The 14,371-nt window shown below is 35.7% G+C and carries 15 protein-coding genes; 11 read left to right on the top strand and 4 right to left on the bottom strand.

The features are described 5' to 3' along the window. The first annotated feature begins 115 nt into the window (after window positions 1–115). Complete coding sequence (locus PZ898_RS07840) at window positions 116–562, top strand: hypothetical protein (protein ID WP_277695230.1); 447 nt, start codon at window positions 116–118, stop codon at window positions 560–562. Here the strand turns inward: PZ898_RS07840 and PZ898_RS07835 are convergent. Further along, a complete protein-coding gene (locus PZ898_RS07835; RefSeq protein ID WP_277695229.1) occupies window positions 559–1,377 on the bottom strand; it encodes a helix-turn-helix transcriptional regulator in 819 nt (272 codons plus the stop codon). The genes PZ898_RS07840 and PZ898_RS07835 overlap by 4 nt on opposite strands. 194 nt (window positions 1,378–1,571) lie before the next feature. Between PZ898_RS07835 and PZ898_RS07830 the strand changes: the two genes are divergently transcribed. Beyond that, window positions 1,572–2,270: a DUF1826 domain-containing protein gene (locus PZ898_RS07830; RefSeq protein ID WP_277695228.1), complete on the top strand. Its 699-nt coding sequence runs from the start codon at window positions 1,572–1,574 to the stop codon at window positions 2,268–2,270. A 238-nt stretch (window positions 2,271–2,508) separates the two neighbouring features. After that, entirely contained in the window at window positions 2,509–3,099 is a 591-nt protein-coding gene (locus PZ898_RS07825) for a DUF4840 domain-containing protein (RefSeq protein ID WP_277695227.1), read from the top strand. 65 nt (window positions 3,100–3,164) lie between these two features. Here PZ898_RS07825 and PZ898_RS07820 read toward each other — a convergent pair whose 3' ends face one another. Next, on the bottom strand, window positions 3,165–4,424 hold the full coding sequence (locus PZ898_RS07820) for a hypothetical protein (protein WP_277695226.1): 1,260 nt from the start codon (window positions 4,422–4,424) through the stop codon (window positions 3,165–3,167). A 204-nt stretch (window positions 4,425–4,628) separates the two neighbouring features. On the opposite strand from PZ898_RS07820, the gene PZ898_RS07815 reads away from it, so the two are divergent. The 5 genes from PZ898_RS07815 (at window position 4,629) to PZ898_RS07795 (ending at window position 8,536) form a co-directional block, all read left to right on the top strand. Next, window positions 4,629–5,003 (top strand): hypothetical protein, encoded by a 375-nt coding sequence (locus PZ898_RS07815; protein ID WP_277695225.1) that lies wholly within the window; start codon window positions 4,629–4,631, stop codon window positions 5,001–5,003. A gap of 342 nt (window positions 5,004–5,345) precedes the next feature. Next, entirely contained in the window at window positions 5,346–5,489 is a 144-nt protein-coding gene (locus PZ898_RS07810) for a hypothetical protein (protein WP_277695224.1), read from the top strand. A gap of 552 nt (window positions 5,490–6,041) precedes the next feature. Next, the gene (locus PZ898_RS07805) at window positions 6,042–7,625 is read left to right on the top strand and encodes a hypothetical protein (protein ID WP_277695223.1); all 1,584 of its coding nucleotides are present in this window, start codon (window positions 6,042–6,044) and stop codon (window positions 7,623–7,625) included. Window positions 7,626–7,629: 4 nt separating this feature from the next. After that, window positions 7,630–7,983: a hypothetical protein gene (locus tag PZ898_RS07800; protein WP_062674747.1), complete on the top strand. Its 354-nt coding sequence runs from the start codon at window positions 7,630–7,632 to the stop codon at window positions 7,981–7,983. Window position 7,984: 1 nt separating this feature from the next. After that, entirely contained in the window at window positions 7,985–8,536 is a 552-nt protein-coding gene (locus PZ898_RS07795; protein ID WP_228432479.1) for a hypothetical protein, read from the top strand. Between the two features lie 332 nt (window positions 8,537–8,868). On the opposite strand, the gene mnmE is transcribed toward PZ898_RS07795, so the two are convergent. After that, window positions 8,869–10,254: a tRNA uridine-5-carboxymethylaminomethyl(34) synthesis GTPase MnmE gene (gene mnmE / locus PZ898_RS07790; RefSeq protein WP_120231810.1), complete on the bottom strand. Its 1,386-nt coding sequence runs from the start codon at window positions 10,252–10,254 to the stop codon at window positions 8,869–8,871. Window positions 10,255–10,752: 498 nt separating this feature from the next. Between mnmE and PZ898_RS07785 the strand changes: the two genes are divergently transcribed. Next, window positions 10,753–11,754 (top strand): hypothetical protein, encoded by a 1,002-nt coding sequence (locus tag PZ898_RS07785; protein ID WP_277695222.1) that lies wholly within the window; start codon window positions 10,753–10,755, stop codon window positions 11,752–11,754. 17 nt (window positions 11,755–11,771) lie between these two features. Beyond that, a complete protein-coding gene (locus PZ898_RS07780; protein ID WP_120231809.1) occupies window positions 11,772–12,287 on the top strand; it encodes a hypothetical protein in 516 nt (171 codons plus the stop codon). 73 nt (window positions 12,288–12,360) lie between these two features. Here PZ898_RS07780 and PZ898_RS07775 read toward each other — a convergent pair whose 3' ends face one another. After that, window positions 12,361–12,831, bottom strand: a complete 471-nt coding sequence (locus tag PZ898_RS07775; protein WP_062672121.1) for an Lrp/AsnC family transcriptional regulator — start codon at window positions 12,829–12,831, stop codon at window positions 12,361–12,363. A gap of 142 nt (window positions 12,832–12,973) precedes the next feature. Here PZ898_RS07775 and PZ898_RS07770 point away from each other — a divergent pair, with 142 nt between their 5' ends. Beyond that, on the top strand, window positions 12,974–14,362 hold the full coding sequence (locus PZ898_RS07770) for an MFS transporter (RefSeq protein WP_123279676.1): 1,389 nt from the start codon (window positions 12,974–12,976) through the stop codon (window positions 14,360–14,362). Window positions 14,363–14,371 lie beyond the last annotated feature (9 nt).

Below are 14,371 nucleotides of genomic sequence, written 5' to 3'. Positions count from 1 at the left end.
TAAAACGGTGTTTTCCAGGAGAGGACACCGTTTTTTTATTGAAAAATATCGGTTTGTTCGCAATTTTACAATTTTTGGGTTTGAGGAATGTTTTGCTTTGTATAAAAATTTTACAATGAAAAAAATACTTATTCTAAGCTTATTATTACTCCTTACTTCATGGTCTGATGCCCAAAACAAAGATCTTAAGCCGGTAAGGAAGGTTATAGAAGCCAGTAATGCAATCTACGCGGAACTTGCCAATAAAAATGACGGTTCTATTCTTAGCAGATATACCGATGATGCATGTCTTTTTCCACCCAATACCGCCCCATTATGTGGAAAAGAGCAAATACTTGATTTCTTTAAAAACGGCCCGAAAGTACATGTTAAGTTTATGATTCAAAATCTGTATGGAGATGGCAGAACCTCAGTAACCGAAGAAAGTTATTATGAGATGACAGATTTAAAGGGCAACAAACTGGACGATGGAAAAGTGATCGTTATCTGGAAGAATACAAAAGATGGCTGGAAGATGCACCGGGACATGTTCAGCAGTAATCATCCTGCAAAATCAAACTAAAAACCAATATTAACAGCCTGTTGGAGATCAGTGTCGTTTTTGATCAGCGAATGTCTGGATGCAGAAGGGGTAATGCCAGTGAATTTTTTAAACTCTTTGATAAAATGAGCCTGATCATAATATCCGCAGTGGTAAGCTATCGTTGTGAGTGATTCAGGGGTGTTGAGAACCATTGGCAGACTTTTGTTAAATCTTGTTACTGAAGCAAAAGAAGAAGGGCTTATGCCCATATTCGTAAGGTAAAGTTTTTGAATATATCTTTCCGATAGCCCTGAGCTTTGTGCTATAACAGGCAAATTCAATACATTCTGATTCATGAAAAGCTGTTGATTAAGCGCGTGGAGGATGGCCACTTTTTTAAGATGAGATTCATTTTTTTTCAGCTTTTGAAGAAAATACTTTTCTAAAACATTTATTTTTGAACAAAGATCCCCTGTATTCATAATGCGGTCATACAAATTTCTGTTTTCACTCCCCGTTACATCATACATATCAGTGGCATAGTTCGTGAATTCTGAAAGAGGGTCAGAAAAAAATAAAGTGGCGGCATGCGGAAATATCCTCGCAATAAGCACCGAAGTCCCTTTCGCTGCACTAAGCCGGGTGGGAAGTGTGAGATGTCCCAATAATTCTATATCGGGAGTGTTTTTGTGTTGGCCATTGATAACAGTAGCGGCAAAACCACCGGAAATATTGATAATGAGATCTATATATCCACTCGGATAAAATACTTCATCTCTGAGATCCTTATCAATGGTAACAACGGTGTAACTTTTTATATAAGGTGCAAGGCTGGCGGATGGTGAAATCTGCATAACGGTTAATCAGATTAATTCGTTGACGATTAGCTTGTTCTAAGTTAGGAATAAATACGATATGAAGAGAAAAGATCAACCTGGAAATTAAATTTCCATAATAAAACTTATCGTAATTTTTGTAACGGAGGTTTTGAAAAACCTATTCCGTATTTTTGTACAGAATTAAGCGGCTAAACTGTTTATTCCAATATATGAACAATATGTTTTCTGATCATCATCAGGTAGGTGTGGTTTCTTCTTTTTCTGAACTTGTAAATACCCGTTTTCAGGGCATTATGAATGCCATTTGCTGGCACAGGAATTTAGTGGGTGACTTTAAAGAAATTGTCACAAAGCTTCTGCTGAAAGATAATATTACGGAAGTTTCCAGTGAAGATCTTTTAGCATTGGAATTGTCAGAAGAGGGGAGTATGGCGAGAGAAATTATTTTAAATGACCTGCAGTTATTAACAGATTTCGGCGCATCTCCCGTCCTTAATTTGCTTAAATGTTATGAACGCGATGAGGAGCTCGGTTTTATTTCAACAGATGTGTACTCCTATCATGTCGACCGTTCACCTGTCGGGACGGATACTTTTCTTTGTACTTATCACGGGACGGCAAGTGATATCATAGCTAATGATCAGGTGGAACAGAAAATTTTAATTCCTGAAATCCGGGAACAGCTCAGAAAATTACATGACGGTAGTGAATACGAATTTGAAGACTTCCTGAAAGAGTATTTCTTTGATCTTCATTATCAGCCTAAGCCTCATGCAGAACCTGTCAATTTAGGGGTTGGTCATCTTTGGCGCATTGCAGTAGATCATCCTGATCAGGAAGCATTGCCTTGTGTTCACAGAGCACCTGTCGAAAATGATGGAGAGTATAGACTGCTGTTGATCTGTTAACTGATCTGTTATATCTTCAACGATACAAAAATCCAATATCAGAAAGATGTTGGATTTTTTTATGATTAATCATAAAGTAGTGCTTTTAATTGTTTTAAATATTAAAAATAACAGGCAGTAAATCAGTTGATTGAATTTATTTTTTTTAATCCCAAGCAAGGATATGGAAATTCTGTATTTATATAGATGAGTACTCAATACAATATTTTTTAATCAAAATAATAAATTCAAAATCAAAATGAAAAAATTCAATCATGTAAAATTGATATCAATGCTTGTGGTCTTACTGGCTATTCCTTTTGTTCTGGCAAGCTGCAGTAATGATGATGATACTCCAAAACCTAACCCTGTGACGATCAGTTTTGATGATCTTAACGGTGAATACACTGGAAAAGCTGGGATATCCCAGGGAACTGTGAACGGAGAAACGGCGGTTACCTTTTCAGCCAAGAAAAACCTGATTTCCTATTCGGAATTTCCTATGAAAGAGATTATTTACTCAGTAATTTCTGATCCTGCGAAAGCCAATCAGGCCTTAACAGCCATCGGAAAAATAAAATATGACCTGGATTATACTGCGGTTCTATATCAGTATAAAAAGGAGATAGAACTTAATCTTCTTCCTAAAGAATTAACGGTTCAGGTTCCTGTGGATGGAGTAAGCAAGAAAGTGGTCATTACATTTACGGCTTCCAAAAAAGGGTTGTTTACCAAGCAGAACACACAAAATATGAATTTTGAACTGCTTGCAAGTAAAATAACCGTTGAAGGGACGGCTGTCAATCCTTTCAATCCTATAAAATATAATTTTCAAATGCTGAAGAAATAGATGCAGTGAGAATATTGTACAGATGCACTTAGACAAGTGCATCTGTTTTTATTTTACCTTCTTGATTACCATTTGATTTTTATTTTGGGAACTACTTTTTTTATTTCTTTGGCTACATTAGTTCCCGCTTTTCCCAGTTCGTTGCTTATGTTTCTGACCACTTTTACCGCTTCATGATTTTTCCCGGGGCCATATTGTAAATCATGCACGGTAGTATTCCATGTTTTGACGATATCGTTATTAGGACCAAACTGACCTTTTAAAGCGTCTCCAATTTGATTTAGTCCTTTAACGATCGTATTATTTTTTCCGAAACATCCATTATCACCGCCAACTCCGTTTGTTAGACATTTATTTAATTCACGATAGGTTAACTGGCCGCCCGCACATCCTGCAAATGCATACGGCTGTCCTCCGGTGCTTACCGCGCACTCAACGGCTATCTGGGCTTCTGTATTCAGATTAAGTTTACTTGCTCCATAACACACGGCAGTTCCCATAAAAGATATTTCGCCACTGTTGGCCTGATCTTTAAAGCAGGAAACTAATTGCTTGAGTTCAGGATCGTTTACTTTATCAGCAAAACAAAGGGGATACATTTCATAATTGCCGCCATATTCTTTATAGCACTTCAACATATCCTGAGTAATCTGCTTTTCTTTTGAACCGCCCAATATACTCAGCATACAAAGACTCTGTTCCTCCATGGTTGCCGAGTTTTTGGCACATTTATAAATTTCAAGCTCTTTCTGACCAGCCATATTCGTTACCATACAATCCCCGAATTTCATCTGATTTAATGATCCGTCAAAATTCAAAGAATTCTTATAACAGTCTACGGCATTCTGCTCACTGGTCATCATGACATCCCCATAAGGTTTTTGCTCGTCAATAATCTGGGTAGGTAGCGGTCTTAGTCCTTCAGCGGTTTCAATTCCTATTTCATTATCATACGTAGGTTTTGGCAGATACATAACTGGCGGAGGAGGAACAGGAATATTGGAATAACCCACGACGCGGTATCCATATCTGTAATCCAGCTCTATAATGTTTTTATTGAAATTCAGGAAAAAAGCCTTTTGATAGGGAACAGCAGACGGTAAGCGCAGATAATTAATTCCGGTCTGATCATATACGGCCTGACCTGCATTTCCCGGATTGCCATCCTGAACAATTACGCCCGTATTATACATCGTAAAAGACTGACCATAAGTAGTCAAAAACATCTGTCCGATTGGATAAACCTGTGCCAACAGGAAGGAACAGAAACTCATCAGTGAAATCAGTACACTTAAAATTGATAGTTTTTTAATAATTGCGTCCATGGTACTTATTTTTTGATAAAGTTACCGTGTAGACCATTACCAGGGAATTACCCTTTTTCGCTATTTTTGAAGTCTGTTATGCAAAGTCTCCTGATTTTGGAGATCGGACGTTTCAGGAAAGCAACAGATGGGCTGAGTTTGGATGCTGATATAAAGATTGCTTTCCCCAATCCTTGCTCAGATTAATTTTTAATACTCAATCTTATGAATACAATTTTACAAATAATACTTCTTATCATTATATTTTCAAATTCAATATTTTTAATGTTGGAAAAAAATATATCGTCCTTTAAAATATTTAAATTAAGTTGGATTATCGCATTAATAGATATTTTAGTAATCTTATTCTTTTTTGAACTAAAGCAATCTATTATCCTTTATATTACCTTTACATCAATTATAGTTGTATTTACTTTAGGGCTAAGAAGTTTTGTAAATAGTTATAGTACTAATACGTTGCAAAATCATGATAATAAAAAACGACTTGTCAATTTCTTCGCCTATTTTTTACTCTTCTTTTTAGTGATGCTTACAATTGGCGTTATGAAAAATCTTTTATTTGATACACCTTTAGAATAAATGATTTAAAATTATAAAATATTTGTTTTGCAAAACAAAGTCAGTAGACTTCGGAAAGCGTGAGTTATGTGTGGATAGACTTAAATAAATTTAAAAAACAGCCTTGAAAGGGCTGTTTTTATGTTTTTGGATTTGAATTTTTTGATTGTGATAGAGGAAATTGGATCTACTTTCGATAACGGAAATAGTATTACAAGAATAACAAAAAGAAAAAATTAGTCTTTACTTTAATGTTGGTAGTATCAACGCTTTATTTTTGCACAAGAAACGGGAAAAGACAAAAAATGTGATTTACCAGCAAACTGTCTAGAACCTACGCCAGATAAGAAAATCCAATCTTTTTTGAAAAAAGTCGATGCAACTATTGAAGACTTTAGAAAATATGTTGCACTAGATAATGACTGCAACGAAAGTGATGTTTTTTATACATTTCAGAACAGAAAGCAAATGGGATTTACGATTTATGTACAAATGGTAAGCTTATGAAGTATAAAAGGATGGGATCTGTGTTTATGAAAAATAACCAAACCCCTTTTGATGTACCAAAATGATGTTACATATACCACAATTAAAATTTAAACCGTACGGCATTTGGGATGATGTCTCATTTGTTTCGATACTGTTCGCGTATTTCATTTTGTATATCGGTTGCGCATATTACCTCATGAGATCTTTAAAACTCACCATAAATGCAGTCCAAAAGTATTTCAAAAAAGAGAAATGCTAAATAGCTCAAAACCTTTTTTTAATACGACATGTTTTGAAGTTGATGCAAAATATATTTGTAACAGTTAAGACGAGAAAATTTGCTTCAATAAATCTTTTTAATGTGAAAAATTTGTCTCGAATAGTTTAATTTTTAAATTTGCAAAAAAACAAAAATGATGAAACTCTTAAATTTAAGAGCAGATAATTTCGAGCTTGGTAATTATCTGCTAAAAAAGCATACAGGCTACAAATTGTAATAATATCATTAACAATAAAAATCTATTTGTCGTTGTATGTAAAGTACAAATGAGATAAAATTATTTTGAACAAATGAAAAATTTAAATCTATTTAAAATAGCTATTTTCAGCCTATTAGCTTTTACAACCTCCTGTCGTGAAGAACTTACCGACACATCATCTGATAAAACTAATATAATTGATCAAGCGGCTGTAAAAAATGGAAGATTATATTTTCCAAACAAAGAATCATTATCCGCTACTTACAAAAACCTAAAAAAAGAGAACCTTGAATCAGTTCAAAATTTTATTGACGAGAAAGGAATTGAGTCTTTAGTTCCAGTCATTACTCAAAAAAATGAAAATAAAGTTATTTCTGAATTAAAATCTAGAAAGATAGAATATTTAGAAAAAAAATCATCTCGTGCCATGAAGACAGTTTCGGTTTCTGACGAAGACATTTATGATGATATAGATGATCTTGAAGAAATTGTAGGTGATGAAGTATACTCTACTATGCTAAATGGAAAGGCTGAAATACAAGTTGCAGATAAAATATACAAATATACTGATGTTGGATTATTTGTTACAACAGAAGAAAATTATTCCAGGCTCGAAAATTATCTTGAAGTTAGAAAAATATCTTCTAATCTTTTAGTTCCAACTGAAACATTTACAAGAGATAGTTTCATCTCTGATAAAGCAAATGATGAATTGATCACTTTGCCAAATACTGATAATAAAATTAGCTATTTTAGATCATCTGTACCTAGAAGAAGTGGAGGCACTGGTGGTTTTACTGGTGGCGGCAGCACAAGTGGTAATAATGGTGGTTTTAGACCTCCCACTGTTCCTCAAGAGCCTTCAATAGCTTCAATAGTTGAAAAACTGCCAATTGGTGAAGTTAAAAAGCCATGGTTAGGAAATATTTTTGGAAAAACATGGACAACATATGATAAGTATGAAAGCAGAAGAAGAGTTAAAGTTAAATTCTATTCACAGAATTTATATCTTGTTTATGCGATAGGTTGCAAGGTTAAACATCAATATAAAGGATGGACTGGACTATGGAGAAAAGAAAATGCAGACCAACTGGGTATAGGTGTTAATTCAATCAAATGGACTTTTAACCACTCAATGAATATGAGTGCTCCTGCGGGAGTCCCTAAGCAAGCATACTGGTTTGGTAGCAATATGTACACCACATCGGATGGTATTTCCTTTACTTTTTCAAAAAACCAAAACATTCCGTCGTTACCATTTGCCTCTAAATTAGATGGGCTTATTCAGTTTACTGTTGATTTTACAGGTCTTACAGAAGAAAAATTGGATAAGTTGTTTTGGGAAACTGCATGGAAACAGGCAAATAATTTTATTGAAGGACAAAACAAAAAGCTGAATAGAGTTCTTTTTGTTGTAGATTCATATAGTGCATCATACGTACGCTATTACGATTTCAGCCAGATAGAAAACAACCAAGATGTTATCGAAAGAGTTTTCGATTTTGGGATTGCTTCTCCTCAGGTTACTTACACTTTTGGAGGAGGAACGGGGAATGGACTTGATGTAACAAGCTATAAGTGGAATTTTTCAAAACCTGATGCTGTAGCAGTTAGTATGTATGGAATAGCCAAGAAAAATGGAGCTTGGCATGGAGTAAAACTTAACGCTAATTAAAATTATGAAATATTTTTTTCTTGTATTTTTCCTTGCAATTACCTCTTGTATTTCAGATGAGAATTTAAGGTTACAATCGAACTCTAAATATCAAGGGAATTACATCGGAAACTTTAAGGGAGATTTATCTGGCGAAATAAAATTTAACGTATCTGATACAGGTAACATGGAAGGAACGATATATTATACTACTTCCAATATTTCTGAAAGTATATCAGGATATGTAATGATTAGTGGTAAATTTGATGCAACTACAAAAGCTGGATTAAGTTTTTCAGGATATTTAAATGATAAATCAATGAATGGTAAATGGACAAAAGGTAATCTCACTGGGAATTATGAATTTTATAAAAAATAATATGATGAAAAAAATATTTCTAATTTTATTAGTATTTACTGTAACCCTAATGTATTCGCAAGAAAAATCATCAATAAAAAAATCATTCTTTGGAGTTCAAGCTGGACTTTTTGGTGCAAATGTCTATAATGAAGTCAATCTTTCTGAACAATTTACACTTAGAAGTGAGATCGATTTGAATGCGGGGATTTGGGGAGGAGATTTGTACTCTAAAACAGGTTTTGCATTAGCACCTGCTTTGTCCGTAACTCCCAAATGGTACTACAATATTAATCAAAGGCATAATAAAAGCAAGAATACTAAGTATAATTCCGCAAACTATCTTTCTGCAAAACTTGGATTCGTTCCTGATTGGTTTGTTATTTCAAATGTTGATGGAATAGAAGTAAATCCAATGATTTCATTGATTCCTACATGGGGATTAAGAAGAAATTTTGCAAAAAATTTCAATTATGAACTTCAATTAGGATTAGGAGTGGGTAAAATTTTAAAATCTGACTATTCACTTCAGGTAGTTCCTAATTTAAGTTTTAGGATTGGGTATGATTTTTAAAATCAATATAAAAAGACAGGCTTTAATTAGTCTGTCTTTTTTATAGAAATTAATCCTTTAAAGTTTTAAATACAAATAGGTTGCAAGTCATAATATTGACTATATTATTTAATTCAAATAAATATGCCACTCTATCTCTCTATTTGGATCCCATTTCATCTATTATGTTGAGATTTGAGATATACACCGCTCAGCAAAGTCTCCAGACTTTGAGACAGTAATAAAGCTCCAAAGCTCAGAGACCACGAACAGGAAATTCAATAAATAAAAAAACAGCCTAAAAAAAGGCTGTTTTTTATTTTAAACTCAAAATTCTTAAAATATGATTGAATTTATTTCCCAATACAAAACTTAGAAAAAATATTCCCCAGCACCTCATCATTGGTCACTTCTCCGGAAATTTCGCCAAGATGTTCCAGGGCATTTCTAAGTTCATATGCCAGTAATTCTGTAGAGATCTGGAAAGAAATAGCTTCTTTCACTTTATGAACGGCATCCATCGACTTTCTCAAGGCTTCAAAGTGTCGTTGGTTAGTGATGACAACGTTATTTTCTTCAGTTTTTAAATGTTCCACGTAAGAGGAAAGTTCATTTTTCAGATCCTGGATGTTCTGATTTTCAACTGCTGAGATTTTGATAAAATCAAATTCGTGAGAAATAGCACTTCTGAAAATATCTTCTACTGTTTCATATTTGGTAGGAGTGACTTCATCAATTTTTGTCGCGCAGATAATCAGCTTCAGATCTTCTCTTAACAGAGATTGGATCATTTCAATATCTTCAGAAAAATCCTCGGTAGCAGCATCTGCCAGATACACCAGAATATTGGCGTTTTCTACCTTTTCTTTAGCTTTTTTCACCCCGATTGCTTCAATTTCATCTACCGTTTCACGAAGTCCGGCAGTGTCAATTAACCGGAAAGCGTGACCTTTAATATGAAGAACTTCTTCAATCGTATCTCTCGTTGTTCCCGCAATATTACTCACAATCGCTCTTTCTTCCTTCAAAAGGGAGTTCAGCAGCGTAGACTTTCCAGCGTTCGGTTTTCCAATGATGGCAACCGCAGTTCCGTTTTTAATGGCATTTCCGTATTGGAAACTTTCAATCAACGAATTTAATTTGACTTCAATTTTATCCAGTAATCCGCTTAGGGCACTTCTGTCTGCAAATTCCACATCTTCTTCTGCAAAATCAAGTTCCAGTTCAATTAAGGAAACGAAATTTAAAAGGTCAGTCCTCAATACAGAGATTTCATTGGTGATTCCTCCTTTCAGCTGGTTGATGGCTACTTTTCTCGAAGCTTCATTTTCAGAGGCGATGACATCAGCAATCGCTTCTGCCTGGGAAAGATCAATTCTGCCATTGATAAAAGCACGAAGGGTAAATTCCCCTGCTTTGGCCATTCTCGCCCCGTTTTTGATCAGGGTTTCAAGAATACGTTTTCCGATATGCGGAGAGCCGTGAAAAGCAATCTCCACAGAATTCTCAGTGGTGAAACTTTTCGGAGCCAGGAAAATAGAAAGCATCACCTCGTCAATAGCTTCCTCCTCATCCATAAAATAACCGTAATGAATGGTATGGGATTTCTGTTTTTCCAGATTTTTGGCCGGAAAACTTTTCTGAACCACAGATAAAGCTTCATTTCCTGAAACACGGATGATGCCTAAAGCACCTATTCCATTGGCCGTAGCCAGTGCACATATCGTATCGTTATTCATGCTGCAAATTTACGGTTTTTAATGTGAATTTGAATGGACGTCTGTTATTCAGATTATCTATTGTTGTATTCAGTTAAAAACAGCTAAGGTTAAAAAAAGGCTATGTTTTGAGGATGTGTTTGTATGAAAGATGTATTTGCTATATCAATAAATGCCTAATTATTTCTATTAAACATGGAAAGAAAATACCATTTGAAAAATAAAATCCAGAAAATAATTCTGTTGAATATAGGTGCGATGTGAAGAGTGTAATTTGTTGTGGTGTAACAATTATAAGTGTTTTTTGATAGCCTTGGCAGTCATATATAGTGTTTAAATATCATATAAAAACGAAAAAATTAAACAGTTGTTTGGTGTGTTAATTGTTGTTAGTGGGGTCGATGATGTTGAAAATTTAAATATTTTTTATTTAAACAATAATAATTTGTTAAAGTATTATAAATGTGTATGAATAACCTATTTTTTTTAAATATTAATAAAAAATTATCTTTTTTATTAATGTTCGTCTTCAGTACAACGGCTTATGCCCAGTGTATTCCTTACACCGGACAGGCGCTCACAAGCGGAAATACCTATTGTCTTAACGGAACCCTCAGTGTGACTACCAATATCAGCATCCCGAACGGAGCAACCCTTATCATTCAATCCGGACAATTGCAATCCAATAGTATCCAGGTCGATGGAGTATTGGAAATTGGTGATGGTGCAAGTGTTAAATCGACAGGAACAGTGAAAGTAGGAACTTTCGGATCTCAGAAGAATTCAAAAATTACATTAGGAGCGAAATCCTTTCTATCCCTTGTAGGATCAGTGATTCAGGAAGATCCGTCATTTGGTGGTTTTTATCCTGGAACAACTTCAGTTATTGAAATGGGAACAAGCAGTGTGGTAGAGATTTGCGGAACATTTACCCAACAGTCTACCACCTATCCTTCTGTTGAATATGTAGGTATTCCTACCGGGAGAGCGTACTGTATTGCAAAAGCAGACGTAAGTGGCGGAGGAGGAGCTTCCATCATCAGTGATGACAGCCAGATCGTAGCTATTGTCATGGGATCCGTAATAGGACTAGGAATGGGGAATTCCAGTTTCTGTGGACCAAATGCAACAAAAGCAATGTGTCCCTCTCTTTGGCCTGAAGGATTGTCTGAAGCTAAAACAAGTTGTGGAAATGCACCCCTGATTATTGATGAGATCGATGGATTTTGTACAAAACCCGGCATTTCAGGAACCACTGACGGATATACAAAATTCGGAATTACCGTACAGCAGAAAAGCGATTCGTGGCCTGAAAATATTCCTAATGGATTTCTGGCTATGGAATCAAAAAATAAAGGTTTTGTGATTACCAGAGTTCAGCATGTAAGCCAGACGCCACAGCCCGGAGATGCCATCGCAGAACCGAAAGAAGGAATGCTTCTGTATGATATTCAGGATAAATGTGTAAAGCTTTATAACGGTACGGAATGGAAATGTGTAGAAAGAAGCTGTAATGATTAATCTAACCGATAAATAGTATGAAAAATATAAGAAATATAAGTATAGCAGTTGCTTTAATCGTTTTCAATTCAGTTTTTGCGCAAGTAGCGATTGGTAAACAGACTGTAGATGGAAACAGTACGATATTAGATTTTGATAATACATCAGGAAATACAAAAGGTTTAATTCTTCCCGCTACCTCAGGATTTCCTGCAGGATCTCTGGTGAACGGAACATTCATCTTTGATGTAACAGATAATAAAGTGAAGGTCTACGAAAATGATGCGTGGAAATCCTTGTCAGATACCGGAAGTTCAAGTGCAATTGCTGCCAATAATTCTGCTGAAACAGGGAAGGGAGTGATTATGGGTGAAGCTACAAGTTCTGCTGATGGCGTATTGGTGCTGGAATCTCAGAATAAAGCGATGATTCTTCCTCAGATAGCCACGCCGCATCTTAATGTAAAAAATCCATATCCGGGAATGATGTGCTATGATACAACCAGTAAAACACTGGCGGTATTTGACGGCTCAGTCTGGAATTACTGGAAATAAACAACAAGCTAATCCGGAATATTCCGTTGAAAAGAAAAAAGCAGCCATGTACAATACGCGGCTGCTTTTTAGCTTAAATAATCTGCACACTTTCCTTAATGCTGTTCATGACAAAAATGCTCTTCGTCTGGCCGATTCCTTCAATTTCTGATAATTTGTTCACGAAAAACTCATGAAATTCATCCATATTGGGAGCAAGGATCTTCAGCATAAAGTCAAAATCCCCGCTGATATTGTAAAATTCTACCACTTCCTTCAATCTGCCCACTTCCTCAATGAATTTTCCCGCAGTTTTCTTGTTGTGAACATTTAAAGCGATCATACAGATCACCATCATCCCTTTATTAACCTTTTTACGGTCAACCACAGCAGTATACTCTTTAATGATTCCCTGTTTTTCCATACGTTTGATACGCTCATGCGTAGGTGTAGGACTCAAATTGATCCTGGCCGAAATATCACGGATACTCATCTTCGCATCTTTCTGAAGAAGACGGAGGATAGATAAGTCTTTTTCATCAGGAATATAGTTTTCAGTTGCCATTTTGTTCTGTTTTTATAGGTTTTTCCTGGTAGATCAGGTGTTTTGTTCTTTTAAATATTTGAAATATTCAATATTGTTCCAAATTTAAGGTTAAATTTTCAAATACGTTCTGTTAATTTTAATTTTGCAGGAAATTTGAAACATGGGTACAAGGAAGAACTTAATATTAATTTTAGCATCGGTAGGAACATTTGTAGAGGCGTTGGATATTGCCATTATTAATTTAACCATTCCTTCTATTCAGCAGCAGTTTCAGATTGGAGCAGAGACGGTTCAGTGGCTGCAGACGCTTTATGTACTGTTCTTTGGAGGATTTCTGATTATTGGAGGAAAGCTTTCCGATCAGATTGGAAGAAAGAAAATGTTTCTCCTTGGAGCATTGATCTTTATGCTCACTTCACTAGGAGCAGGATTATCTCAAAACTTTGAAGTGCTTGCTATATTCCGTGCTTTGCAGGGATTGGGAGCAGCGTTAGTAATGCCGTCAGCATTATCGATTGTGACCAATACCTTCAGAGGGGAACAGGAGAGAAACCGTGCTATCGGAATTTTCAGTTCATTTGCTGCCATTGGTTCAGGAAGCGGTCTTTCAGTAGGAGGAATTATCAGTACTTACCTGAGCTGGCATTGGGTTTTCCTGATCAATGTTCCTATTCTTTTAATTACATTGGTGTTGTCGTACTATTATCTGCCGGCAGATGAGAAAAATGAAACCGCTCAGAAAACAGATATGGTTTCAGGAATATTGATGGTCCTTGGGCTTTTAAGTCTTACTTACGGAACGCATGAATTGATTCATATTAAAGAACAGCCTTTCCTGATAACTGGTTCTTTGGTTTTAGCATTAGTACTGCTTGTTATGGTGTACTACCGTTTAAAATCCGTTGCAGAGCCTTTGGTAGATTTAAAACTGTTTAAACATAGATCTTTAGTAGTTTCCAATGCGGTATTTTTTACCCTGGGAGCGTTTTTTATCGGGTTTTTATTCCTGATTTCACTGATGCTTCAGAAAGATATGGGCTACAGCGCTGCTTCTGCAGGATTAATGCTTGTTCCCTTCAGTATTCTGTCTGCGTTAACGGCCAAATTTATTCTGCCGCACATATCAAAACGTCTGAGTTCCTCTCAAATGGGTGTTTTAGGATGGTCATTTATGCTGGCTGGAGGATTATTGCTGCTGATTTCTGTTTATGCAGGACATCCGCTAACCGTAGTTTTATTGGGAGCTGCATGTATCTCCGGAGTTGGAATGACGTTTTGTTTTACCGCACTTTCAGTGATGGGAATCCAGGATGTGGAACCTGCACATTACGGATTGGCATCAAGTCTGAGCTCTACAAGTTACTTTCTGGGAGCAGGTATCGGATTGTCATTCATGACATTAATGAGTCAGATCTTTCCGTCAGAATTATCAGTGGGAAGCTTAAATCTGATTATTTTGATCAGTTACGCTTTACTGGCTCTCGGAATGTTATTTTATTTTATATTGAAAAGCGTAAAAGTGAAGCAGGCAGAAGTAGCCGTTTCATAACAGGCGGCC

Source organism: Chryseobacterium sp. WX (assembly GCF_029542485.1).
In the GTDB taxonomy this organism is placed as follows: Bacteria; Bacteroidota; Bacteroidia; order Flavobacteriales; family Weeksellaceae; genus Chryseobacterium; species Chryseobacterium cucumeris.
Note: the sequence above shows the minus strand (reverse complement) of the source record. Positions and strands in the feature narration are given on the sequence as shown.

Excerpts from the sequence above, each read along its gene's own strand:
- mnmE (WP_120231810.1), bottom strand. The coding sequence starts at position 10,254 with ATGAATAACGATACGATATGTGCACTGGCTACGGCCAATGGAATAGGT.
- PZ898_RS07770 (WP_123279676.1), top strand. The coding sequence starts at position 12,974 with ATGGGTACAAGGAAGAACTTAATATTAATTTTAGCATCGGTAGGAACA.
- PZ898_RS07835 (WP_277695229.1), bottom strand. The coding sequence starts at position 1,377 with ATGCAGATTTCACCATCCGCCAGCCTTGCACCTTATATAAAAAGTTAC.
- PZ898_RS07815 (WP_277695225.1), top strand. The coding sequence starts at position 4,629 with ATGAATACAATTTTACAAATAATACTTCTTATCATTATATTTTCAAAT.
- PZ898_RS07800 (WP_062674747.1), top strand. The coding sequence starts at position 7,630 with ATGAAATATTTTTTTCTTGTATTTTTCCTTGCAATTACCTCTTGTATT.
- PZ898_RS07825 (WP_277695227.1), top strand. The coding sequence starts at position 2,509 with ATGAAAAAATTCAATCATGTAAAATTGATATCAATGCTTGTGGTCTTA.
- PZ898_RS07775 (WP_062672121.1), bottom strand. The coding sequence starts at position 12,831 with ATGGCAACTGAAAACTATATTCCTGATGAAAAAGACTTATCTATCCTC.
- PZ898_RS07830 (WP_277695228.1), top strand. The coding sequence starts at position 1,572 with ATGAACAATATGTTTTCTGATCATCATCAGGTAGGTGTGGTTTCTTCT.
- PZ898_RS07780 (WP_120231809.1), top strand. The coding sequence starts at position 11,772 with ATGAAAAATATAAGAAATATAAGTATAGCAGTTGCTTTAATCGTTTTC.
- PZ898_RS07805 (WP_277695223.1), top strand. The coding sequence starts at position 6,042 with ATGAAAAATTTAAATCTATTTAAAATAGCTATTTTCAGCCTATTAGCT.
- PZ898_RS07840 (WP_277695230.1), top strand. The coding sequence starts at position 116 with ATGAAAAAAATACTTATTCTAAGCTTATTATTACTCCTTACTTCATGG.
- PZ898_RS07820 (WP_277695226.1), bottom strand. The coding sequence starts at position 4,424 with ATGGACGCAATTATTAAAAAACTATCAATTTTAAGTGTACTGATTTCA.
- PZ898_RS07795 (WP_228432479.1), top strand. The coding sequence starts at position 7,985 with ATGATGAAAAAAATATTTCTAATTTTATTAGTATTTACTGTAACCCTA.
- PZ898_RS07785 (WP_277695222.1), top strand. The coding sequence starts at position 10,753 with ATGTTCGTCTTCAGTACAACGGCTTATGCCCAGTGTATTCCTTACACC.